Raw genomic sequence first — 22,235 nt, forward strand, 5'->3', positions numbered from 1 at the left:
ATTTTTACACACAATCAAGATGAGCTTCTCATTTGAGATGACCTCACACTCTATTCTATTTATATTGTCATGTTTAGAGTGTGAGGGTCACCCTTTCTTTATCAGGCAGCCAACAACTAATTAAACTGGAAGTAAGTTTTCAACAACAATACTGTTTACGACATTAATATAAGCTAAAGCACTTGCTTTGATTACATCTGTATCTGTTGCTTTAGCGATGTATTTTTCTCCTTTATACTCCACTTGTAGCTTAACTTTACCTAACGCCTCTTTACCTCTTGATACACTGCTAATTTTATATTCTAATAATTTAATATCTAAATCAATGATTTCTTTAATGGAAGAATATAGTGCATCAATTGGTCCAGATCCTACAGTACTACTCTTAAATATTTGATTTCCCTTCTTAATTTTCACACTTGCAGAAGGGAAAATGGGATTACTAATTACTTGAAGGTCGATTAGTTCATAGAAATTGTCGCTATAATATTTGATCTCCTCGTTATTCATATCATGTCTTGAGTAATAGTTTTCGACGATGACATATAAATCATGGTTATATACTTCTTTTTTCACATCTGCTAACTCAAGAAAATGAGCAAATATATCTTCAAATTGTGGATCTGTTAACTGATTAAACCCTAATTTTTCAAGAGCATTTTTCACTGCATGACGCCCAGAACGAGCAGTTAAAACGAGTTCCATATCGCTTAAACCGACTTCTGTTGGGCTAATAATCTCATAAGCATCTCTTGATTTCAACAACCCATCTTGATGGATACCAGAAGAATGTGCAAAGGCATTATCCCCTGTAATCGCTTTATTCACCTGTACATCAAGCCCCATTAAACTACTGACAAGTTTTGATGTATTTATTATTTCTTTTGTATTAATGTTTGTGTGAACATTATAGAATGCTTGACGCGTATTAAGAGCCATTACAACTTCTTCTAGCGCAGCATTACCTGCACGTTCACCAATACCATTGATCGTACATTCGACTTTATCAGCACCATTTTTAATAGCTGCCAACGTGTTTGAAGTTGCCATTCCAAGATCATTATGACAATGTACACTTAAAAGTACCTTATCATTTAGATTTTTCAAGCGGTCGTTTAATTTGAATATTAACTCACCAAACTCTTCAGGAACGGCATAACCAACTGTGTCAGGTACATTAATAATCGTAGCTCCCGCTTTCACAACAGCTTCAATTGTTGTCCACAAGTACTCAAAGTCTGATCGAGACGCATCTTCTGTTGAATATTGCACATCAGGGAGTAGTGTTTTCGCATATTTCACTGCTTCCACACCAATGTCTAAAATTTGATTTTTGGATTTGCCAAATTTCTTTTCGACATGAATATCTGAAGTTCCAAGAACCATATGAATTAATGGTTTTTCAGCATATTTCACACTGTTATAAACAGAATCAATATCTGCTTTTACTGCCCGTGCTAACGCTGTGATTATGATATCATCTGTATTTCCCACTTTCGTTGCAATTTCTTTAACAGCATTAAAATCACCAACTGAAGATGCAGGGAAACCAGCCTCAATAATATCAACTTGCAGTTTCTTTAATTGCTGTGCTACTTCAAGTTTTTCATACAGATTAAGTTTAGCACCAGGGACTTGCTCTCCATCCCGTAAAGTTGTATCAAACACCCAAATTTTTCTTGACATTACAAAATCACTCCTTTTCAATAATTGGATATAAAAAAGCCCCGCCTCTATAGAAACTATAGAGACGAGGCTTTGCTCGCGGTACCACTCTAATTGATTAATTCGTATAATTAATCCACTTAATTCGGTGGCTGTTACCACCTACCCCTATAACGGTCGAAAACCGACATCCCCTACTATTAGTTCACGGAGTAGCTTATGGACGAGTTCAAAGGCAAACAACTACCGATTTTCACCATCCATCGGCTCTCTTTAAGATTATTTAACCTTTTACTATTTCCAATCATCGCTTATTAATTATTAAGTTTAATATAATTCTAACTTGATAAAATTGGGAGGTCAAGTTTATTTTCTGAAAATAAATAGTATTCGTAATTTTAATTAATAACGATAATATTAATGGTATAAAGACTAATCCGGTATCTTTATAAGATAAGATGAGAATTCTTGATTTTTCTAACAAAAAATTAAATAACTCGGAAATTATTTTGAGTGAATTTACTTAATACAGGGTAACGTAAAAATATAAAGATGAAAAAGAAAAAATATATGCTTGCATTAATGGCAACCGTTTTATCTATGGGCTTCTTATACGGCTATAATGGTGTGGACGAAGATGAGCCAGATCCAACAGATGAACCTTCAGACCAAAAGGAAGATAATTCTCAATAAAAGTGAAACTCCCATTAGTGGAGTTTTTTCATCCTCACTACAAGGTAGTCTCGTTCTAGTGTCGCTAAATCGTAAGCTCACAGTTGTTAGAGCAACGACTGTTAACCAAGATAAATAAGCGGGGAAAGTCTTTCTGTAGACCTTCCCCGCTTATTTATCAGAATTATTTAGTTACTATATACTTAGCTAAAATCAGCTGTATTGCCAATAAAATGGTTGCTGAAACTTAATTCTAAATCGTTTCTCCTCGCTATTTCTTTCGTCTGATATGGGTATAAATGGAGTTTTCCTTTATAAACTAATTGAAGACTATTTAGAGCCAATAAATTTTGTGGCGTTACCATATTTGGTGATTTATCAATTATATATTTTTTTTCATTCAAAACCGTTGCTACAAATTGAGAACAAAAAAAAGCATTTTTTCTCTTTAAATTTATATTTAGTAGAATAGCAAATAGGCCTAGTAAATTATATTTGTAAAGGTCTTTCTCAGCTTCAATTTGTTTCACTTTACATATCATTCGCTCATAATCCAATTCTGAAACTTTAAAACTATATATTTCACATCTAGCTTTTTTAAATAATCCTACTGCTATTTTTTCCCTTACAAAGCCACCGATAAAAGGATTATCAGGTTTTTTACGGCCAAAACTGAAAATTTCTCTTAATTCATTATCAAAAGAGATCGAAACATGGTTAAATGGTTGCTTCGTAAATAGTTTTATTAGCTTCGTAAAATACGTTCCTGTATCAGTAAATAGGAGATAGACTTTTCTCTCTTTCATTTATAAGTACCACCATTTTCTATAGTTTCGGATTACTCTTCTACTCTCCTATTATACACAAAATAATACATACTTAGCGGCCACCATAGCACACAAAAAATCGGATAGACCGCCCAAATCGTATGCGGTGAGGAAATAATATTTACACAGATAAAAAATGCAATGAGTAATATACTTGCATGGATTGAGAATTTATAGTATGTCTTTTTCCATGCATGAAATACAGATAGTGGCCACCACAACACTACGAAAGTCGGATAGATAAACCATAAATATCCGGGAGAAAGGAAGGCGTTTAAGATCGAATAGTATAGGATCATGCTCAAACTTCCAATTAATGCGACTCGTATCGTTTTCGCCTTCTTGCCTAAAAAGACAAGAATCGGCCACCAAAGGATCGGATAAACTGCATATAATGACCATGCATAGTTAGGTGAATAAAATATATTTTCAGCAATAATAAGAACGATAATAAACAGACTATAAATAATAGAAAGTAGTTTGTAATTCCCGTTTTTTCTAGAGTATAAGCCAATAGGCCATAACAGTAATAAGATAGACGGATAAATAAACCAAGGATATTGAGAGCTTGTTAAATAATTGACAAGCATGAAAAAGGTCATACTCATTACACTTCCTGCCACAGCAAAGCCAACATCATATTTCTTCATTTTCTAATCCCCCTATTTTGAACGTTGCCAATGAAAATACATCGTTAAAGGCCACCATAAAACGGCGAAGGTTGGATAGACGAACCAAATCGTGTCAGGGGAATATGAAACATTGATAAAAATAAAAAGGGCAATGATTAAAAGGCTCCCCCATATGGAATATCCTAAATTTAATTTAGTCATGTTTTTCTTTGTTGGTCGCTTTACTCCCAGTTCTTTTTTGATCTCTTCAATATCCCCAAAATCGACAATTGCTTTATTAATGGCATCTTCTTCTTCTTTCCCTTGTTCCATTAAATCCCAAACTTTTTCTTCAAGGTTTTCCAAAACTTCTTGTTTGATTGCCTTTTTTTGCTCACTTTCTGGAATATCCTTAAATAATTCTTCAACATGATTTTTCAGTCTCTTCATTTTAAGCCCTCCATAAACAAATCAATTATTTCCTTAACCTCGTTCCATTCTTCAACCAATTCTTTTAAGAAGGCTTTTCCAAGTAACGTAATTCTGTAATATTTCCTTTTGCCACCTTGAGAAACACTACCTATATAGGCTTCAATTAATTCCTTTTTTTCTAGCCGCTGAAACACAGCATATAAGGTTGCCTCTTTTATGTGAAATCGATTGTTTGTACGTAGGCTAATTTCCTTCGATATTTCATACCCATACCTGTCTTTTTCTAAGATCAAACGTAAGATAATCGAATCCAAATGCCCACGAATAATATCACTTCTAATCATTTTGCCACTTCCTTGTATCTTCACTATTCTATCTGATAGAGTAATATTACCTTTAATTGCTCTATCTGTCAAAGTAATTTTCGAGTTTTTAAACTATAAAAAAATTTGAGTATACGGGGTATACAAGGAAAAAATATAACAGAACAATAGTTCTAATGCCTATTAGTTGCTTTTTCGTGTAATTTCTAGAGGCACTATTTAAAACTTCTCCTTTCTTACTATCAATCGTGGGCCGTTGTTGTAGGAAAAATATTGTAAAGTGAAGTGGAATTGATAAAATAATTGCACGGTATTTTTTTCCACCAATAAAGCAAGCCAGCAAGGTCAAGCTATATAGGTATTTCAATTTAAAAAGGAGAGGATTAGTATGAGCCCAAATAATCAACCAATTGATGTTAATCAACTAAACCAAGCTAAAGCAAATGTTACACTGACTCAAACATTATTAAGCCAAGCAATCGAAAAATCTGCTTCAGATCCAACGTTAGCTGAGGAAGCAATCAAACAAGCCGCCAATGAAATTGCACAAGCCCAAACAGCAGTTAGTCAAGTCCAAAGTGCAATAATCGTCCAACAATCTGAATAAAAGAACTTTTGATACTGTCCCAAGAACGTTGGGGTCAGATCCTTTTAGAATAACCTCATTCCGTTTTTAAAACGCGTCAAAATGGGTTCTCATTTATGAGGACCCATTATTTAAAATGATGATGTATTATTAAAGCGATTTTTATAAAGCTCTTATTCTGGCTGATTCAACGTATCTCGACCAATTGAAAATGGTGAACTAACTCCTTCATAGGATAAATGCATAGTCATTCCTACAGATGCATGATCGAGATTGTGACAATGATCCATCCACATGCCTGGATTGTTCGCTAGAAAAGCGACTTCATAGGTTTCCCCAGGTACAACGTTCAGAGTATCTGTCCACCATGGACTACCCGTTACCGGCTTTCCATTCTTACTTAAGACAAGCATATGATGGCCATGTAAATGCATCGGATGATCCATGAAACTCTTATTCACAAATGTTATTTTTACCAAATTCCCTTCCTTTACCATCATTGTCGGGGTGTTCGGAAACACTTCCCCATTAATTGTCCATAAATAGTTTGGTTTCCCATCGTAGAAACCGAATCGTTGCCCAAGAACCATTGTGAATTCTCGATCAAAATCGCTTGAAAGATCAAAGGGTGTTTGTAGACTTTCCCCATATTCTTCAGGTTTAAAGCTTTGCATTTCAGCAGAAATAAGTGGAACGCTACCTCGACCATCTTGACTCAATAAGAGTTGCGCATCTGTTTTTCCTTGTTGTGAGTATCCACTTGTCTTTATTAACACAGGTTTATCTGGCATCGTAAATATAACATCATACCTTCCACCTGCACCAAGTTCTAATTTCGTATTTTTTAGCTCCTGTGGTTTATGGATGGATTGCCCATCAATCGCCGCTACTCTAAACTTTGAACCTTCAATAAAATATGTTTTGGTGTGATTCGTCGTATTAATTAAGCGCAAACGGACATCCGAACCTGTTGACATCCTTTTTTTCACAAACCCTTGGTCATGCCCATCAGAAACGAGCACCTCTTTTCCATCGAAAAGCCAATTGTTCCCGATGGAGATAATTTCGTTCGTTTTACCTTCTTCATCACCTGACAAAACAACAAATGATCCGAATAGTCCTCTCTTCACCTGTTCAGAGGATTGTTGATGTGAGTGATACCAGTATGTCCCTTCGTCATTCGCTTTGAAATGATACGTAAATTGCTCTCCCACCTGAACGGCATCCTGGGTCATTCCAGCAACTCCATCCATCGCATTTGGTACGTTATAACCGTGCCAATGAATCGTCACTCCTGCCTCAATGTCTTTATTAATTAAAGTCACTTCCACCAATTCGCCTTTTTGAATTCTTAATTGAGGACCAGGATATTGTCCATTAAATGTCCAAGCATCAAATGTCTCCCCATCACTTAATTGGATGCTCTTTTTCTGGGCTACAAGGGTATAGGTCCGGTCCGGTCTGGTTTGGCTGAACTGCTGTCGACAAGTTCCGTTACACTTACGCCATGCCCCTCGCTATGATGACTATGGTTATGATGAATCATTGAACCACCGCCCAATTCAACGTTGTCATGATTCACCATACTACTTTCGGCTGGTAATGTACTTCTTTCCATTCCCATAGTGATCCAGCTGATGCCGCCGATAATAAAAATAGCGATGATAGCCAATCGTTTAATTAACCGTATCATCCACTTAGGCTTTTGAAAATCTTCCTTTGTAACCTTTTCATGTATTCTTTTTTGAAGAAAAAATAAAAAACATACTAATAATCCAAATACAACAAAAAAGAGTAATAAATCAATTCCCTCTGGTAACACAGCTGACCCAAAAATCGATAAACCTAATATCAAGACTGAACCTAGCTGCATGGTCTTAATTGGGAATGAAAAGCGTGGGGAAGCGGCTATTTTCCTAAATAAGGATACACCCTCTTTATCTCCTTCCTTAATCGCTTTTATTTGGCTAAATATCGGCATCGTCCAAACCATCACCATGATTGATGGAAAAAGAATTAATGGAAGAAACACAAATACTTTATCTTCTATAAATAGCCAACCTAACATCACACCCATTGTTATTATTGAACTGATCCAAGCAAGATTGAGCACCAACCCTGAGCGAATACTAAAGAGGCTGACTCCTTTCCAAATTCTTTGCCCCTTCTTTGTTGAAGCATATATAAGGCCATTCGTTGAATAAATAGCTAGTCCCCATATAACAACAAGTAAGATGGAAATAAACTGGCCTACTGAATAAATAAATTCAAACATAAATACATAGCACTCCCTTTCAGATAACACCATTAACGATACATGAAAGGGGATATTCTAAACATGGGCTTAAAAAGTACATTTTAATAAGCCTTGAGTCTTATTTTTCATTGACCTGATAGGTATACATTGATTTTCAAGAAACAAAAAATCAAAAAACATCTCTCGAATTTCCGAGAGATGTTTATTTTTCTTTATTCAAATTGGTATCGTAATTAGCTATTAGTGCGTGTTCAAAAAGGAAATTAGAGCCGAGAAGTTCGATAGCTACTTTAACGAGCAGTAGGGGATAAAGCCCCCACTGATTGAAGTTTCACTTTATTTCAGTCTTGTTATTACACTTTCAATAACAACTCGCCACATGTCAGGATCTGTTGTAACCTTTTCTTTGAACTGACCAAAAACTTCTTTCTGCTTGTCTTTGAAGTCAGCAGCATCTTTGTCTGGGAGATTAACCAACAATGTTTGTAGAAACTCCTGCACTTTTTCTGCTCGGGGTCCCCATACTCTTTGCTCGTTTCCAGCTTCATCAATAAAGATAAATATTGGAATAGAACGCGCTGTTCCATTCGTTAAATATTGATCCATTAATTCTAAATTTTCATCGCGGATCAAAAACTTCAATTCCATATTACTTTTTTCTGAGATTCGTTGAATAATTGGGACGCAGAATGAAGCATCTCCACACCAATCAGCAGTAAGTACGACGCCTCTCCATTTCTTGTTAGCTAAATTGCTGAAAAATTGTAAGTCTTCTTCAGTAAAATCCACTTTTTCGTAAACACGAGAAAGTTCATCACGATTTACTTCCATGCTCTTTCTGTATTCATCAAACGACATTCCTTTTTCAAACCACGTATTCAATGACAACATCATCACTACTTTCATTTTAGAATGGTACTATTTCCATATTAAAAGATTTGCGATAATTATGGAAGAAATTGAACTTACTTCATAAATGGTATATTGCACTTGTCTCCTTGACTAATAAATTTATCCTATTAGTGTTCTGTATGTAAGGAATTATGAAGGGTATTTCCTATGAAAAAGATAGAATGGAAATAACAAGTTCTGTGAACACAATCCGCGAACATGTGGTATGAAACAACCACTTCCCTCCAATGAGAAATGTATAGGACAGCACCTTTTTTGAAACCTATTCAAGCTTTTATGTTTAGAAAGAATGCAGGATTAATATTAACAGTTCCATGTTTTCATTTTTCCTTCATATTTCTCCCAAAAAAGATTTCATCCATTTCTCGCTTTAATCTTCTTGTGATTTCTTTCTCTTCATTCTGTGAAATTTTATCTTTTGTATATCCGAATAAGTAATTATTTAAGTCAAATTCTCTTAATTTACATTTTGTATGGAAGATATTTTCTTGGTAAACATTAACATCAATCATATCATATTGATCTTTTACATTTTCAGGAATATAATTTTGAATCGAATTAATATCCTGATCTATGAAGAGTTTATGACCATTTTTGTCTCTTGTAAAGCCTCGAACACGAAAATCCATCGTCATGATGTCGGTATCAAACGAATGGATCAAATAATTCAATGCTTTAAGCGGAGAAATCTCTCCACAAGTGGAAACATCAATGTCTGCCCGAAATGTACTAATTCCTTCATCTGGATGATATTCGGGATATGTATGCACCGTAATATGACTTTTATCAAGATGCATGACTAGTGCTTCTGGCAAGGGACCTGGCGACTTCTCTAACGATTCTGAGGGTGCAATAATTGGACCTTCTGACACCAACATTGTAACACTTGCCCCTTGTGGATAGTAATCTTGCCTTGCCACATTTAATACATGTGCACCAATCATATCTGACACCGTTTCTAAAATGGCCGTTAATCGTTCAGCATTATACTGCTCATCGATATATTCTAGATAAGCTTCACGCTCTTCTTTCGTTTTTGTGTAACAAATATCATACATATTAAAGCTAAGTGATTTCGTTAAATTATTAAACCCATGCAACTCAATACGCTGCTCTGGTGTAAGTTTCATTTATAATCCCCCCATTTTATCCCGCATTAACGGAAAGTCAAGACCCCCACCTTCAAGATTTAGAGGATACAAAGAAACGTAAAGGTGGAGGTTAACTGCCCTTAAAAGCCCGATTGGTTCAACTAACAATCAAGTGGGGGATGAAGAAAATCCCCACTGATTGAAGTTTCACTTTATTGAAAAGGCCGTTATGTATTATCATTACCCAACCCCATCGATAAAAAACGAGAAGTTGAAACAGGCAAACAAAGTGAAAAAACAGGTCATAAGTGAATTTAATATTTTTAAAATTAAAGGAAATAAGAGTAATCGTTTAAAAAAATAAACCAGGATAACCCCTTTATTAAGAAGTTATCCTGGTTTTTACTTAATTAGCTTCCATTGATGCTGTCTTTCTACTGATTTTTCTGTTCCTTTATGTTCTAACTTAATCGTATAGGACTTTAATTCAGGTAACTCAGTTCCTTCTTTTGCTTCAATCGCTTGTGCTCTTTTGATTTTCCCTCCGCCTTGCCCAGCTTCTACATAATTCCCCGAAACCGGTGTAGTTTGATTAGATTTTACAAATGTACTCATGATAGACCTCCTTGTATTTGGTAAATATAGTTCAATCATACATAACACCTATAGATAAATGCAAGTTCTTGTATATTGAATTTTCTGTTAATTTTTAAACACTTATTGCCGAACGCAGACAGTGCTTCTATGTATTAAAGTGGACTTTTATTTCATATTTATAGATCCTTTTCTTTTTTTATGGCTCATATGATGGACAAAAGATGCCTTAAGATCACTTTGTCTTCATCATTTCTCTTGGCAGCCTGTGGCTATTATTGCAAATTAATCTACCAATCAGGATATGATATCGACATATTATCTCGTTGAACTTTTACCAATTTCATTATGTAACGATCCTTTAATTTTAGTTGAGTATAAACTTTTCTTTTTAGAAAATGTGAGAGACCTAAATCAATACATAGCTTTTATACAATAAGATGGTTTATACTAGACGTATACGACATACCTGATCAGGAGGATTTTTTACATGACAGACAATAATCAAGTTACTTCAGAGGAAACACCCAAGAAGAAAATAAGCCTTCAAGATGCAATTAAGCAGCAGCTTGAAGCGAAAAAAAATCAAGGCTCTAAAGGAAAAACAAACACGAATGGGCTACAGACAGGTCAAAAGATGAAGAGCCAGCAAACGAAAAAAGTCAGCAATACCCGCAGAAAAATGGGTGTATGATGAACGGGCAAACTAGAAAAGATATCACACCTGGAGCTGCCGTTGAAATCGTTCTTAAAGCAGACCAACGCACAGGAAAATTAACTAGTGGAATTGTGAAGGATATCTTAACAAAATCAAGTTCCCACCCTCATGGCATTAAAGTAAGGCTAACCGACGGACAGGTTGGAAGAGTGAAAAACATCCGTTCAACTTAATATCTAGAAAAAGCATCGAGAAGAATTCTCTGATGCTTTTTTACTTTCTCTCAAACCCTGACAGAAAGATACCGTCTGACACTTCAACGGTTTTTACTTTTATAAAGCCGAATGACAGGTATAGATTTTTTGCTGGGTAGTTTTTCTCGCCAGTCATGACGGTTAGTTTTTTATGGCCATTTATTGTATGTAAAATATATTGAACAAGCTCTTTTGCTATTCCTTTCCTGAAAAAATTAGGATGAACAACCATGCGGCAAATATCGATTTCTGTCTCTCTTTCTTCGAAGGATATAAACCCAGTAAGCTGATTTTCTATATAATAGCCGAAGAATTGTTCTCTACTGGCCATAATCGTCTCTACTGTGTCTTTTAAAGGAGGAATTTCATGAAAATTAATTAGTTCTGCCTCAATTTGATAGGCTGGAAGTTGGATACCTAAAACTTCACGTGCTGTTTCTTCTTGTTTTATATTCATTGCTTTGATCAATTTTAATCCCCCTACCTTCTTCATTTACTCGTTTAAATAATTTAGGGCGATGCTTCACGTAATTTTATCATTTAAGAGCATCGATTGCTTGTAACAGGATCCGTAAACATCAAATCTTCCCCCACGTTCCACCCCTTTTTGAACATCCTCATATACAGAACAAAGACCCCCTGTAAAAATAGGAGGTCAACGGCCAAAAGATTATTCTAGGTTAATCGAATTCCCTTCTTCAACCACATGGAATAAGAGATGTGCCAAGTGATGAATCGGACCATACGAATCATCTTCTTCATCATCCTCTGGGAAATCATCGACTCCTTGTAAATAAAGTGTGATGAACTCATAAAAATCTTTCATTTCAAATGAGTAACAAGCTTGTGGATCATCATTGTCTTCTTCATATTGAAGCATCAAATAAGAAAGATCCCCATCTTTGTCTTGTCCATCAAAAAATACGAATAAACCTACATTCGTATCAAGCTCAAATAATTGACGTGTTCCTCCAACAGTTGCTTGTTCGAACTCCTGCTCCATCAGTTTTTGGACAAGCATTGTATCTACATCGTCTTCTTTATGAAACGTTACATTAAATGATTTCATCCATATCCTCCTTTAATTTAGTGACTGCGTTAGTACTATAACCAATTATTGGCGATTATATGAAATCAACTTCTAGATAAATCGGGCAGTGATCACTTCCAAGAACATGGGGATGAATGCCAGCCTCCAATAAATTGGTATCTAGGCGTTTTGATGCAAGAAAATAGTCAATCCGCCAACCAATGTTCCGCTCCCTGACCTTGCTCATATAGGACCACCATGTGTAAGCCCCTTCTTTTTCAGGGTGAAAATATCGAAACGTATCAACAAATCCAACTTGAAGCAAATTGGTCATTTTCTCACGCTCTTCAATTGTAAATCCAGAATTACCGAAATTAGATTTTGCATTTCGTAAATCTACTTCCTGATGGGCAACATTTAAATCTCCACAAAATAAAACCGGCTTCTTCTGATCCAATTCGGTTAAATAAGCGCAAATTTCATCTTCCCATTGAAGCCGATAATCAAGTCTTGTTAAATCCCGTTTAGCGTTTGGCACATACACATTAACCAAATAAAAAGATTTGAACTCTAACGTAATAATGCGTCCTTCTGGTTCTTCATCTTGATCCCCGACACCATATGAAACAGATAATGGTTTTTGTTTTGTAAAAACAGCTGTTCCGGAGTAGCCTTTTTTCCATGCATAATTCCAGTATTGATAGTAGCCATCAAGCTCCAAATCGATTTGCCCTTCTTGCAGCTTTGTTTCCTGCAAACAAAAGATATCTGCGTCTACTTCGTGAAAATAATCAAGAAAACCTTTTTTAACACAGGCCCGAATTCCATTTACATTCCAAGAAACTAATCTCATTTTTCTACTCTCCCTAATACATTTGCTAATTATCTTTTTTCTACTATACAATGTTCACGATCATATTCCTATTAAAGAACATCTGAAAACAAGCGACTAAATGCTTCCTTCGATTTCACAACAAAGCCTCGCTTACGATAAAAGTCCATCTCTACTTTTTCACTCTCTAGAATGTCTCCTTCATAATTCTCCACAAGTTCATTAATAGATTGTGTTCCAAGTAAAAAAACATTTACTTCGAAATTCAAATGAAAACTGCGTTTGTCCATATTGGCTGTTCCGATTGTCGCCATATCATGATCGACAATAATAACTTTCTGATGTAAAAACCCCTTTTTATACAAATAAATCTCTACATTGCACTCAAGTAGCTCATTGAAATAGGAGCGACTTGCATATTGAGTCAAAAACCCATCATTTACTTCTGGAATCATTAAACGTACTTGAACACCTTTTTGAGCAGCGGATTTCATAGCTGCACGGATTGCCTCATCCGGAACAAAGTAGGGGGTCGCAATCCAAATCGATTTCGTTGCACATGAAATAAGCGAATAATAAAAATCACTCATAATGCCTTGCTGGGTATCTGGACCGCTCGCTACAATTTGGACAGCACCGTCACCCGGTTTGTCAGTCCGTTTCATTTTCGGTCTTTCAGAAAGAACCTGCTCCCCGCTCACATACTCCCAATCCATTAAAAACACCGTATGTAACGTATAGACTGCCTCACCCTCTACTTCCAAATGAGTATCTCTCCAGAACCCGATTTTTTTATTTTTACCTAAGTATTCTTCCCCAACATTCAAACCCCCAACGAAACCTGTTTGTCCATCAATAACAATGATTTTCCTATGATTTCTGAAATTGAATTTTTGATTAAAAAAACCACTTTTCAATGGTGAAAATGGTTGGACCTTCACTCCAGCAGAAATCATATCCTTAATATCAGATTTGGCTAGACTAAAGCTACCTGCCGCATCAAAAATAAATAATACTTCCACCCCTTCTTTAGCCTTCTCCATCAAAATATGTATGATCTCTTTTCCAAGCCGGTCTGACCTAAAAATATAATATTCGATATGAATAAATTGCTTTGCTTCTTTTAGTTTCTTAATAATTTCACTAAATGTTTCTTTTCCATTTTTTAAAACATACGTATTAGAGTTCGTGCTGAATGTAGTTTGTGAAGCATTGCTAGCAAACGTTGAAAAGACTCGTTGATGATCGTTTAGAAAGGATAAATCAGGCGATGTCGCTTGATTTACTAGTTTTCTCCATTCTTCACGGTTACTCTGACGCTTCGTTCTAAATAAATATCCTTTTAAATAGAGCTGTCCTGAATATAGGTAAAACATATAGCCAAACACAGGGATAAACAACAAAACATACATCCAGAGCAACGTGTGATGGGAAGATCGGTATTCCAACATCAAGGAATACGTCGTAATGAGGATAATGAGAACGTATAATCCAATCGAAAAAAGCTTCAGGTTTAAACTAAAACTACTAAAAAGAACGATATAAACGGATAACATTAAGACAAATAAAAATATAAATTCCATTCTTCGTCTTTTCATAAGACTCATCCTCATCTAATTAAATTATTCTCTCTCTTCTTTATACCCGATTCGGAGTATAAAGAAAACCTTGCAATAATCATGACTATACATATAATGAAAGAAAGCATGATATCTTTTTTAAAGGGAGTGACAACACTTGGCTAAATCAAGAGCAATGAAGATTAGAGAAAAACATTTAAGAGAAGGTAACAGAGATGTTTCAATAAGCAGAGGAACATGGGGTGATCTGAAGCCAATTAGTCGAATGACAAAAACAAAGCAAGCAACTTTAGCAAAATTTGAAAAGAAGCATAAAAGGAATCAATCTCAGGACAGATATGAGATTGATTCCTTTTTACATTTTACTACCTAATGGATTTGCACTATTTACTAGCAGGAGTTTATCAAAAGGTAAAAAGCACTCCCACTGTTTCATGGAAGTGCTACTTTTTTTATACTAACATTTCATATAATTCTTTGTATTCCTTAGAAGACTTATCCCAGCTGTAATCAATACTCATCGCTCGTTCAACGAGATTTTTCCATTTCTTCGGTTGATAGCGATAAAACCAAACCGCCCGTTCAATTGTGTATAACATATCATGAGCATTGTAATTTGAGAAGCTAAATCCATTCCCTTGATCGTTCAGCTCATTATACGGAACGACGGTATCTTTAAGACCTCCAGTTTCTCTTACAAGTGGAAGTGTACCATAGCGCAGTGCAAGTAGCTGCCCGATACCACAAGGCTCAAAATGTGAAGGCATCAAGAATAGATCAGAACCTGCATAGATTCTCCGAGATAATCCTTCATCGAAATAGATTTGTGCTGAAACTTGTTCAGGGTAGCGATGTGCTAAATCTTTAAAGGCCCATTCATAATGTTCTTCGCCTGTTCCAAGTACGATCACCTGAACATTTTGTTTGATAATATCTTCCATTACACGAAGAACTAAATCGATCCCTTTTTGATCAACTAGCCTTGTTACCATTGAAATAACTGGAATTTCTTCATTCACAGGTAGTCCTAATTGTTCCTGGAGCATTCGTTTATTCTCCATTTTGCCTTCATAAGACTTATAGCCTGTAAAAAGGGCTTGATCTAATGCTGGATTATATGTGTCAAGATCAATTCCATTGACGATTCCACGAAGATTTCCACTCCGTTTTCGCAAGAATCCATCTAAATTTTCTCCATAATAAGACATTTGAATTTCATTTGCATAGGTCGGACTAACCGTCGTCAAATAATCAGCATATGCCAGTCCTGCTTTCATATAACTAACATTTCCGCGAAATTCCAGACCATCCATATGGAAATATAGCTCACTTAAATCAAGTAGCTCTGATAAAACACTCTTAGAAAACACGCCTTGATATCGCAAATTATGGATCGTGAATACAGTTTTTATCCCCTGATAAAATGGATGATTGCGATAATGGGCTTTTAATAGAACAGGGATAGGCCCTGTCTGCCAATCATGGCAATGGATAATGTCAGGCTTTTTATCAAGATGGGGAATTGCTTCAAGCACTGCCCGCGAAAAGAAGGCAAACCGTTCCCCATCATCATAATATCCATAACTCCCATACCGTTTGAAGTAGTACTCATTATCAAGAAAATAGATAGTTATTCCTTCATGTTCGAGTTTTTCAATTCCACAATATTGTTCTCTCCAACCGACAGGTACATCAATAATTTTAACGAGTTCTAATTGGTCCTTATATTCTACTGCAAGGTCACTGTATTTAGGTAAAATAACTGTTACCTCGACACCTTGTTGTTGCAGAGCTTTTGGTAATGCACCGATTACATCCCCGAGCCCTCCGGTTTTGATGAACGGGGCACACTCGGATGCAGCATATAAAATATTCATTACAAATCCTCCGTTACACGACTTCTGCTTTTTTTACGATCCGCGGGATAGAATCACCTATGACAACTTGTTCTGATGTGATTTTTACTTGTTTATCCGTTATCACATTTTCGATATACGTTCCTTCGTTGATTTCCCCTTTTTGCATGATAATGCTATTTTTTACAACGGCTCCCTTTCGAATTTTCACGCCGCGGAATATAATGCTATTTTCAACCGTTCCTTCAATTTCACAGCCATTCGCAACTAAAGAATTAGATACTTTAGAAGAAATAGAATATTTCACTGGTGCTTCGTGCTTGATCTTTGTATAGATGTCCCAAGTATCATAAAAGAAATCTTGTGCAAGCTCCGGATTTAGGAAATCCATATTGCTTTTATAGAAACTAGAAATAGAATGAATGAATGGAAAATACCCTTTGTAATGATAGCTATTAACTTTTAGATGATGTAAATTGGCCTTTACGCCATCTTTTAAGAAATCATATTCTCCATTTTCACAACAAGTTTTAATAATTTCAATAAGCAAGTCCTTTTTGATGACAAATGTCTCAAGCCCTACTGATTCACCCTGCTCAGGTGATGTATAGAGTTCAATATTCTTAACTCTTCCATCGTTCCGAATCGCATATTTATGATAAATCGGTTTGTCTACAGGTTCCCCATCAAAATCTTTATAGACAACGGTTATATCAGCATTGCTGTTTTGGTGATGTTCAACGATTTCTTGAAAATCCATTTTACAAACATGATGCCCTGGTGAGATAACAACTGTATCTTCAGGTGAACGGTGAAAAAACTCGATGTGATCGTGCAATTGCTGTAAATCACCTTTAATAAGTTCATCTGGATGAGTGGGAGGCAGTATGAACAGCCCACCATTGCGTCTATCTAAATCCCATTCCTTCCCTGAGCCAAGATGATCCATGATTGATCGGTATTTTTCTTTCGTAAACACGGCCACTTTCGTAATATCTGCATGAATAAAGTTCGACATGGTGAAATCAATTAGTCGATATCTTCCGCCAAAAGGAACAGCCGAAAGACAGCGATGTAATGTTAATTCTTTTAAATATTGTTTTTCATTCACAAGATTAATAACTCCAATTACGTTCTTCAAGTACACCGGCTCCCCTATATGCATATTCTTATTTAACACTACTTTTCCCGTTTGTTGCAACATATGAAATATTCTGGGCATCCCCTATTAATGTAATTTCTGCAGCCGGTGAAGATGAGCCAATTTCTGCACCATCTTCAACGCAAATGTCGCTCGCAATGATTGCATTATTAATCGTAACATTGTTGCCGATTTTTACATTCGGCATTATAACCGAATCTTTAATGGTCGTGTTTTTTCCTACTTGAACATTAAAGGAAAGGACGGAATGTTCAATATTACCGTGAACAACACAGCCTTCATTGACTAGCGACTGAGAGATATGCGCTTCTTTTGAAATATATTGTGGCGGATGATTTGCATTACCGGCATAAAACTTCCAATGTGGATCATTTAAATCGAATCCAGGAATATCATCCAAAAGATCCATATGAGCTTCCCATAAACTTTCGACTGTTCCTACATCCTTCCAATAGCCTTCAAAGCGATAGGCATATAAACTCTTTCCATCGCTAAGAATTTTCGGGATAATGTCCTTCCCAAAATCTTTCGTGGAAAATGGATCAAGCTCATCTTCGACTAAATACTTTTTTAATAATTTCCAATCAAATAAATAAACACCCATTGACGCTAAGTTGCTTTTCGGTTTTGCTGGTTTTTCTTCAAATTCGGAAATTTTATTTTCTTCGTCTGTATTCATCAGCCCGAACCGACTTGCTTCTGACCAGGGTACTTCAATGACTGCTATAGTCGCTTGTGCACCCTTTTCAACATGATACTTAAGCATTTTGCTATAGTCCATTTTGTAAATATGATCACCTGATAAAACAACTACATATTCTGGATCGTAATGGTCAATATATTGAATATTTTGATAGACGGCATTTGCTGTACCCGCGTACCACTCACCACCATCTTTTCCTTGATAAGGTGGAAGAACGGAAACACCTCCAAAATTTCTGTCCAAATCCCATGGTCTACCATTTCCAACATAATGATTTAAGACAAGCGGTTGATATTGTGTTAACACTCCAACTGTATCGATTCCAGAATGAGTACAGTTACTTAGGGGGAAATCGATGATACGGTATTTTCCGCCAAACGGAACAGCCGGTTTTGCAAGTCCAGTCGTTAATTCGCCAAGTCTTGATCCTTGCCCTCCTGCTAATAACATTGCGATCCATTTTTTAGATTTCATTATGAATTACTCTCCCCTGCCGCTTTTTTGTTTGTTTCATAAAGATTGTTATGCCAAGTGGCGGAACTTTAATGTTCATGCTGTATGGCTGGTTATGATGAGGCTGCTTGTCTACTGTAATTGCATTTTTATTAAGCTGCCCTGAACCTCCGAAAGCTTCCTCATCGCTGTTTAATACCTCGATGTATTTTCCAGTAGAAGGCACTCCAATTCGATAATCATGATAAACATCTGTTGAAAAATTACAAACAATAATGCAATAATCTCCTTTCCGTTTTCCATGCCTCATGAAGGTAATGACACTTTGGTCCCGATTATCGGCGTCAATCCATTCAAAACCTTCCTGCTCATGATCTAATCTCCATAAACTGGATGTGTTTTTATAGAAATGCTGAATCGTTGTAATATAGTGATTCAGTTTAGCATGAGACTCATAATCGAGAAGAAGCCAGTCTAGCTCCTCTAATTCTTTCCATTCGGCAAATTGGCCAAATTCTGCTCCCATGAATACGAGCTTTTTACCCGGATGTGTCATGAAGTAGCCATAAAGTAATCGATAATTGGCGAATTTTTGCCAATAATCACCTGGCATTTTATTCAATAACGATAGTTTCCCATGAACCACTTCGTCATGTGAAAAAGGAAGAATAAAATTTTCCGAAAATGCATAGAAAAATGAAAACGTTAAAAGATTATGATGATAGCGTCGTTCAGATGGATCAAGCTTCATATATTTAAGAAGATCATTAGCCCATCCCATATTCCATTTGTAATTAAAGCCCAAACCCCCAATGGAAGTTGGTGCACTTACCAATGGATGATCTGTTGCCTCTTCTGCCATCATCAGAACTCCAGGGTATTTCGCGAATACTGCTTCATTCATTTTTTTCAAGAATGAAATGGCTTCAATATTCTCCTCGCCACCGAATTGATTCGTTAACTTCTCTGATTGAGGATTATCGTGATTCAGATAAATCATTGAGGAGACCGCATCTGCACGGAACCCGTCAATATGGTAGACCTCCATCCAAAACATTATGTTAGAGATTAGAAAACTATGAATCTCGGGTTTGCCAAAATCAAAACTATAGGTACCCCAGAGAGGCCGATCAGCTTTACGTGCATCATGAGGTTCATAAAGTGGCGTACCATCGAATTTCCCTAAACCATGTTCATCTCTGCAAAAATGGGCCGGTACCCAATCAAGGAGGACCCCTACCCCTTTTTGATGGCACTGATCAACGAAATACATAAATTCTTCTGGTGTTCCATGTCTACTCGTTACCGAATAGAATCCGGTAAGCTGATAGCCCCAGGACAAATCTAATGGGTGTTCCATTACCGGCATTAATTCAATATGTGTAAATCCATGCTCGACCACATAATCGATAAGTTCATCAGCAAGCTCACGATAGGAATACAAATCTCCATTTTCTTTTTTTCTCCAAGATGCCATATGTAATTCATAAACAAGAAGCGGTTTATGATAAGATTCTTCTTTATTCCGCTGTTGTAGCCACTTTTTATCCTTCCATTCATATTGGTCCAAACGCTTTACAACAGAAGCTGTGTTAGGTCGTAATTCCGAGAAAAACGCGTAGGGATCTGCTTTTAATTTCTTCTCCCCATTCGCTGTTTCTATCTCGTACTTATAAATTTCCCCTTCCTCGAGATCCGGGATAAAGGAAACCCATATTCCAGATTGATTCACTTGTTGCATTGCGTGCTGAGCACCATTCCAGTTATTAAAATTGCCGACGACAGCCACTTGTTTAGCATGCGGAGCCCAAACGGAAAAGCGGACACCATCATTCCCTTTATATGTACTGACATGCGCACCTAACATCTTATAACTTTCAAAGAGTGTTCCTTCATGAAATAAATACATTTCTAATTCACTAGGAAAAATATCTAAATTTTGACTCGCTATGCTGTTCACACGGTACACCTCCAATTTTTTAAAGTAATAGATACTAACATAGTTCTATAATTTAGATTCGCTATTAAAAGCATTATTCCTTTAGCGAAAAATGTTTTTTAATGTCGAATTATAGGAAAATTCAAAAAAAGAATAATATTTTACAAACAAAAGAGATTTTTCCATAAAGGGAAACGCTTTCAATAAAAAGGTGTTCATTTCCTTTTGACTAATGATTTTTTTACATTTAATTGATAATTTTCTCATTTTGATTTTCAACTTATTTTTCATACCAATATATTATTATTGAATAATGGTGTTTCCTTGTATCCAGTTTCTTCAGCATAATCCATACACAAAAAAGAGGCTGTTTGAGCAGCCTCATTTCAATGATCTATGTTGCTTTTTCATCGCTTACTTTTTCGATCCGATTGATAAACAGATAAGATAACGCAACTGACCAGGCAAGCGGCGTATTGCCATTAGGAATGTTTGTGCCACCGATATATAATTCTGGTACTTCCCAATTTTCAGGAATAATTGCTTCTGTTTTTTCTAAATAACCAATCGCCTTATTAAAGAGACCTAATTCTAAATAACAAAGACCAAGCCACGGAAGTCCAAAGCACCATTCAGCCTCACTGCCTTGATTATAATACTGGTCATTTTCGTAACGAATCACGCCATATTTACGTTCTAATTTGTTCGATACATTTTCAACAACTTTCAGTGCGGTTTTACGATCCAGTATTCGATATGGATAGACAAGAGAGAGCAATGCTAAATCCGTGTCCTTTGATTCACTTTCTCTAGGAAGAAGAAATCTTAATGTTTCTTCGCCTTTTTTAATGGTTTCTTCTTTCACATTCACGAGCATTTTCACTGCATGCAATCCTGCTATACAGGCCCCAATACTTGAAGTGTGGAGCTCCATATTCTCTTCCCACATTCCATTGTCTTTTGCTTGCCAATATTGTAGACAGTCTAGATAATCAACAAGCTTTTGAACAATTTCTAAATCTTTTTCATCGCGAATCACTTTTTGCCCTAAACGGAAGCCTTCACCTACTCCCCATAAGAATGCACCAATCGCATCATTTTGGGCATGCCCCCATTCAACAGGTATTTCCTTTAGATCTGTTGAATAGCGTGAGTGAATATACTCAAACAAATATACCGGACGCTTTTGTCGATGGATATCAATTTTCCATTCGTATGTTTTAAATAGATCGAATAAGGCATGATATGCTTTTTCATAACGTTCTGATGGTTTTTGCATAAAAGGAAGAACCGTATAAACGATATCCCGAATCCATACAAAACTGTAATCTTGTGACAAACTTGCCGTATAAGCTCCATTCGATAAACGCATCCGATCTAGAACTTTAATGGCTTCATTCGTATTCATTTAATAACACCCCCATAGCTATTTGCTTTCCTCTCCATTGTTGACAGAGTTACAATTTCTAAACATATGAAGGCAAGGATTCTAAGACAAGCCCCCGAAAGATAACGCTTACAATTGTTGTTACTTATACTTTATGTTGAAATATGTGATTTGATTATCAACATCTAAAATTCAGCATCTGCCTAAGTAAATAATGTTATATATTGGCTATCCCAACTCTTATAAAAAAAGAGGATTTATCATTCTTTCTTACTAAATATATTGATTAAAGTATGGAAAATTCAAAAAAACCCAAAATTATTGGGTTTTCATCTAAACGATTATAGTACGTGTTCAAAAGGAGGATAAAAAAAGAGCCGAGAAGTTCTAGGAATCCATACCTCAAACCTT

Annotated in this window: 24 protein-coding genes and 1 other annotated feature; of the genes, 5 read left to right on the plus strand and 19 right to left on the minus strand. The window is 36.0% G+C overall.

Annotated elements, in window-relative coordinates; all coding sequences use genetic code 11:
* Positions 1–120: 120 nt before the first annotated feature.
* Positions 121–1,686: a 2-isopropylmalate synthase gene (locus tag AC1MGI_RS15535; protein ID WP_480346040.1), complete on the minus strand. Its 1,566-nt coding sequence runs from the start codon at positions 1,684–1,686 to the stop codon at positions 121–123.
* A gap of 57 nt (positions 1,687–1,743) precedes the next feature.
* Positions 1,744–1,982 (minus strand) — a binding site (T-box leader).
* 253 nt (positions 1,983–2,235) lie between these two features.
* Between AC1MGI_RS15535 and AC1MGI_RS15540 the strand changes: the two genes are divergently transcribed.
* The gene (locus tag AC1MGI_RS15540; RefSeq protein WP_480349905.1) at positions 2,236–2,358 is read left to right on the plus strand and encodes a hypothetical protein; all 123 of its coding nucleotides are present in this window, start codon (positions 2,236–2,238) and stop codon (positions 2,356–2,358) included.
* Positions 2,359–2,540: 182 nt separating this feature from the next.
* Here the strand turns inward: AC1MGI_RS15540 and AC1MGI_RS15545 are convergent, their stop codons facing one another.
* The 4 genes from AC1MGI_RS15545 to AC1MGI_RS15560 are packed head-to-tail and all read right to left on the minus strand — an operon-like array spanning position 2,541 to position 4,551.
* On the minus strand, positions 2,541–3,143 hold the full coding sequence (locus AC1MGI_RS15545) for a hypothetical protein (RefSeq protein WP_480346042.1): 603 nt from the start codon (positions 3,141–3,143) through the stop codon (positions 2,541–2,543).
* 32 nt (positions 3,144–3,175) lie between these two features.
* Positions 3,176–3,814, minus strand: a complete 639-nt coding sequence (locus tag AC1MGI_RS15550) for a hypothetical protein (RefSeq protein ID WP_480346043.1) — start codon at positions 3,812–3,814, stop codon at positions 3,176–3,178.
* A 12-nt stretch (positions 3,815–3,826) separates the two neighbouring features.
* Positions 3,827–4,225 carry a permease prefix domain 1-containing protein gene (locus AC1MGI_RS15555; RefSeq protein ID WP_480346045.1) on the minus strand — a complete coding sequence of 133 codons (399 nt, stop codon included), beginning with the start codon at positions 4,223–4,225 and terminating at the stop codon, positions 3,827–3,829.
* Positions 4,222–4,551, minus strand: coding sequence for a PadR family transcriptional regulator (locus tag AC1MGI_RS15560; RefSeq protein ID WP_480346047.1), 330 nt, complete (start codon positions 4,549–4,551; stop codon positions 4,222–4,224). The genes AC1MGI_RS15555 and AC1MGI_RS15560 overlap by 4 nt, the downstream gene beginning before the upstream one ends.
* A 367-nt stretch (positions 4,552–4,918) precedes the next feature.
* Here AC1MGI_RS15560 and AC1MGI_RS15565 point away from each other — a divergent pair, with 367 nt between their 5' ends.
* Positions 4,919–5,137, plus strand: a complete 219-nt coding sequence (locus AC1MGI_RS15565) for a hypothetical protein (RefSeq protein ID WP_049681663.1) — start codon at positions 4,919–4,921, stop codon at positions 5,135–5,137.
* A 152-nt stretch (positions 5,138–5,289) separates the two neighbouring features.
* Here the strand turns inward: AC1MGI_RS15565 and AC1MGI_RS15570 are convergent, their stop codons facing one another.
* From AC1MGI_RS15570 to AC1MGI_RS15590, 5 genes are all read right to left on the minus strand, one after another.
* The gene (locus tag AC1MGI_RS15570) at positions 5,290–6,537 is read right to left on the minus strand and encodes a multicopper oxidase family protein (RefSeq protein ID WP_480349805.1); all 1,248 of its coding nucleotides are present in this window, start codon (positions 6,535–6,537) and stop codon (positions 5,290–5,292) included.
* A gap of 14 nt (positions 6,538–6,551) precedes the next feature.
* A complete protein-coding gene (locus AC1MGI_RS15575; protein WP_480346049.1) occupies positions 6,552–7,391 on the minus strand; it encodes a hypothetical protein in 840 nt (279 codons plus the stop codon).
* A gap of 318 nt (positions 7,392–7,709) precedes the next feature.
* A complete protein-coding gene (locus AC1MGI_RS15580; protein ID WP_480349806.1) occupies positions 7,710–8,264 on the minus strand; it encodes a thioredoxin family protein in 555 nt (184 codons plus the stop codon).
* Between the two features lie 341 nt (positions 8,265–8,605).
* On the minus strand, positions 8,606–9,415 hold the full coding sequence (gene speD, locus AC1MGI_RS15585) for an adenosylmethionine decarboxylase (RefSeq protein ID WP_480346050.1): 810 nt from the start codon (positions 9,413–9,415) through the stop codon (positions 8,606–8,608).
* 363 nt (positions 9,416–9,778) lie between these two features.
* Entirely contained in the window at positions 9,779–9,991 is a 213-nt protein-coding gene (locus AC1MGI_RS15590) for a hypothetical protein (RefSeq protein ID WP_480346052.1), read from the minus strand.
* Between the two features lie 469 nt (positions 9,992–10,460).
* On the opposite strand from AC1MGI_RS15590, the gene AC1MGI_RS15595 reads away from it, so the two are divergent.
* Positions 10,461–10,664, plus strand: a complete 204-nt coding sequence (locus AC1MGI_RS15595; RefSeq protein ID WP_403071250.1) for a hypothetical protein — start codon at positions 10,461–10,463, stop codon at positions 10,662–10,664.
* Positions 10,664–10,861 (plus strand): YwbE family protein, encoded by a 198-nt coding sequence (locus AC1MGI_RS15600; protein ID WP_062179375.1) that lies wholly within the window; start codon positions 10,664–10,666, stop codon positions 10,859–10,861. The genes AC1MGI_RS15595 and AC1MGI_RS15600 overlap by 1 nt, the downstream gene beginning before the upstream one ends.
* A gap of 40 nt (positions 10,862–10,901) precedes the next feature.
* Here AC1MGI_RS15600 and AC1MGI_RS15605 read toward each other — a convergent pair whose 3' ends face one another.
* From AC1MGI_RS15605 to cls, 4 genes are all read right to left on the minus strand, one after another.
* Positions 10,902–11,351: a GNAT family N-acetyltransferase gene (locus AC1MGI_RS15605; RefSeq protein WP_480346054.1), complete on the minus strand. Its 450-nt coding sequence runs from the start codon at positions 11,349–11,351 to the stop codon at positions 10,902–10,904.
* Positions 11,352–11,552: 201 nt separating this feature from the next.
* Positions 11,553–11,951: a cytosolic protein gene (locus AC1MGI_RS15610; RefSeq protein ID WP_480346056.1), complete on the minus strand. Its 399-nt coding sequence runs from the start codon at positions 11,949–11,951 to the stop codon at positions 11,553–11,555.
* A 55-nt stretch (positions 11,952–12,006) separates the two neighbouring features.
* On the minus strand, positions 12,007–12,765 hold the full coding sequence (locus tag AC1MGI_RS15615; RefSeq protein ID WP_480346058.1) for an exodeoxyribonuclease III: 759 nt from the start codon (positions 12,763–12,765) through the stop codon (positions 12,007–12,009).
* A 71-nt stretch (positions 12,766–12,836) separates the two neighbouring features.
* Positions 12,837–14,342 carry a cardiolipin synthase gene (gene cls / locus AC1MGI_RS15620; RefSeq protein ID WP_480346060.1) on the minus strand — a complete coding sequence of 502 codons (1,506 nt, stop codon included), beginning with the start codon at positions 14,340–14,342 and terminating at the stop codon, positions 12,837–12,839.
* A gap of 139 nt (positions 14,343–14,481) precedes the next feature.
* On the opposite strand from cls, the gene AC1MGI_RS15625 reads away from it, so the two are divergent.
* A complete protein-coding gene (locus AC1MGI_RS15625) occupies positions 14,482–14,697 on the plus strand; it encodes a hypothetical protein (protein ID WP_062179360.1) in 216 nt (71 codons plus the stop codon).
* A gap of 79 nt (positions 14,698–14,776) precedes the next feature.
* On the opposite strand, the gene glgA is transcribed toward AC1MGI_RS15625, so the two are convergent.
* The 5 genes from glgA to AC1MGI_RS15650 form a co-directional block, all read right to left on the minus strand.
* Entirely contained in the window at positions 14,777–16,201 is a 1,425-nt protein-coding gene (glgA, locus tag AC1MGI_RS15630; protein ID WP_480346061.1) for a glycogen synthase GlgA, read from the minus strand.
* A gap of 13 nt (positions 16,202–16,214) precedes the next feature.
* Positions 16,215–17,321, minus strand: a complete 1,107-nt coding sequence (gene glgD, locus AC1MGI_RS15635) for a glucose-1-phosphate adenylyltransferase subunit GlgD (protein WP_480346063.1) — start codon at positions 17,319–17,321, stop codon at positions 16,215–16,217.
* A gap of 28 nt (positions 17,322–17,349) precedes the next feature.
* On the minus strand, positions 17,350–18,519 hold the full coding sequence (locus AC1MGI_RS15640; protein ID WP_480346064.1) for a glucose-1-phosphate adenylyltransferase: 1,170 nt from the start codon (positions 18,517–18,519) through the stop codon (positions 17,350–17,352).
* Complete coding sequence (gene glgB / locus AC1MGI_RS15645; RefSeq protein ID WP_480349807.1) at positions 18,509–20,407, minus strand: 1,4-alpha-glucan branching protein GlgB; 1,899 nt, start codon at positions 20,405–20,407, stop codon at positions 18,509–18,511. Before glgB ends, AC1MGI_RS15640 begins: the two co-directional genes overlap by 11 nt.
* A 424-nt stretch (positions 20,408–20,831) precedes the next feature.
* Positions 20,832–21,845: a glycoside hydrolase family 15 protein gene (locus AC1MGI_RS15650; protein ID WP_062179351.1), complete on the minus strand. Its 1,014-nt coding sequence runs from the start codon at positions 21,843–21,845 to the stop codon at positions 20,832–20,834.
* Positions 21,846–22,235: the final 390 nt, after the last annotated feature.

The organism is Peribacillus sp. BM1, from assembly GCF_056679975.1.